At 44.8% G+C, this 1,912-nt stretch carries 2 protein-coding genes and 1 pseudogene; all 3 read right to left on the reverse strand.

All coding sequences use genetic code 11. The annotated features are described in order from the left end of the window. Positions 1 to 457, reverse strand: a pseudogene (locus tag CIK94_RS01530) (hypothetical protein); the annotation flags it as partial. Positions 458 to 509: 52 nt separating this feature from the next. Continuing rightward, on the reverse strand, positions 510 to 1,067 hold the full coding sequence (locus CIK94_RS01535) for a hypothetical protein (RefSeq protein WP_094420924.1): 558 nt from the start codon (positions 1,065 to 1,067) through the stop codon (positions 510 to 512). Further along, positions 1,030 to 1,912 (reverse strand): RHS repeat domain-containing protein (locus tag CIK94_RS01540; RefSeq protein WP_094420926.1); only part of this gene is annotated, 883 nt, incomplete at its 5' end. The genes CIK94_RS01535 and CIK94_RS01540, both read right to left, overlap by 38 nt.

Here is a 1,912-nt window from a genome sequence, read left to right on the forward strand (position 1 = left end):
TGTAAGCCGGGGTGTCGGCTGCATGATTGGTGACCCGTATCAGTCTGTTGCCGTCATACTGATATGTGAGGTCATCGGTGACGCCATATATCTCATCATAAACCTTGCCGCTGCGACTCAAGGTAAGGATGTTGCCCATCAGGTCGTAGCTGTACTCCGTGACATATCGGTCTGAGGGCAGGCCGCCCTCCCTATAATCGGCCGCGGCGAGCCTGCCTAACGCGTCGTACTGGTAGCGGTATCCGCGTAGCGAGTCGCCTGCCGCCTGCCAGTCCATGGCCGAGACCCCGCCGCCGTAGCGCGGCTGTCCCCCGTCAGAGGGCTCTCCATAGGACAGCCTCTGGCTGAACAGCGGACTGCTGATGTGTGTGACCCACGAGCGCAGGTTGTAGGCGTAGGCGCTGGGCAGGAACCCTCCCCTGCGCTCTGTGGCTATGCGCATAGTAACTATATGCACACGTTTATGATAGCCATGTAGTGTATAATTATCTATCATGCAAAACATAGTCTTAGTAAAACCCAAGGCGCCCAATAGGGTGGCTTACTTTCCCATTTGCATACTTGAAATGCCAGCACAATGGCTCGTACATAATGTATTTTCCACATCCCCATTGGGGGACCGAATAATAGAGGTAATCTACCCTTTTTGTTCCTTCTACTGGCTTAATGAGTGTTCCCAGTTTTTTCTCCACATCGCACCAATCATCTATATTCGACATCAGGAGAATATCAAAGGAGCCATGGCTTATATACCCTATCACACGTTTATGGGCTATTTCTACAAACCTCGTCCTAATGTCGTTAATATCATCATGAAAAGAATATACAAACTCCATCGTGTCATTTTTGATATTAAGTTCCATTACCATGCTGTCTCTCCTTTGTCTTTCCACGGGATAGACATCGTTTATTACATATTCTGTGACAGAATCCAATTTCGCATCTATTATCTCAAAACGCTGCAGAGTTGTCCCAACAGGGCACATAATAATAAAAGAGGTAACATAAGTAATATAGACTAATATGAAATTAGCGAAAACGCACTTGCTTATAAATACCTTTCCCATTATAATATTGTTTAGTATTTGTATAGTAATTATAAACGACGAAAATAGTTCCATGCCGATTCGACGCGTGTTGTAAGTCTGCTGGACTCGGCCCTATATCTATAAAATCCCCCATATTTCCATTTCTCTCTTCTAACGTTGGTTTATGGGTGTGTTTTAATGCGGCAACTTTTCCTCCTTTCCTTCCAATAGCATCTATCAACAAAAGAGATGAGGAAACTTCTCTTTTGTCTTTATCCGTTAGTATGATATTATCCCCTTGGGCCATTTCTGTTTGTGCCCATTCCACCTCTGTTCGTTCACCTAATATTCTAAAACGTTTCTCCGAGTTGTGTCTGTTTTTTATATGCATAGAAGTCTGCGTTATAGTGCCATTTTGAAATTCAATGTCCTGTTTTTCTAACTCCATAATAGTTCCCTCTTCAAACTCAGCAAGTAATTCATCGGTATCTTCCATAAACACTCTATCTTTTTTCATATTACATCCAAAAAAGGATTTTATTTGTTCCCACATACTTTTTTGTTTATAAAATTGTCCTTGCTTATTTACCCTATAATCTTCTTTCCCATCCGGGTCAACCGCATTTACTGGGTCATCTCCACACGAAGCGTAGGGCGACCATGGGTAATATTTCTCCGCCAAGGCATCCATTACGTTCCATCTTCCCGTCACGGGGTCGTAGTGGCGGGCACCGTGGTCGTACCAGTCCAGTCCGTGGGTGCGGTCGAGCTCTTTGCCTATGTATTTATAGGGTTGCAGGCCGGTGTTGCGGCTGTCGCCCATAACATCGTGCAAAGTTAGTTGGAAACCCTGTGCTTTAGTGCTGCCTTTCACTGAATTCATA

Source organism: Prevotella sp. P4-51 (assembly GCF_002251455.1).
Classification (GTDB): domain Bacteria; phylum Bacteroidota; class Bacteroidia; order Bacteroidales; family Bacteroidaceae; genus Prevotella.

What these genes read in the sequence shown, in the direction of transcription:
- CIK94_RS01535 (WP_094420924.1), bottom strand. Translation starts at nt 1,067, where the DNA reads ATGGGAAAGGTATTTATAAGCAAGTGCGTTTTCGCTAATTTCATATTA.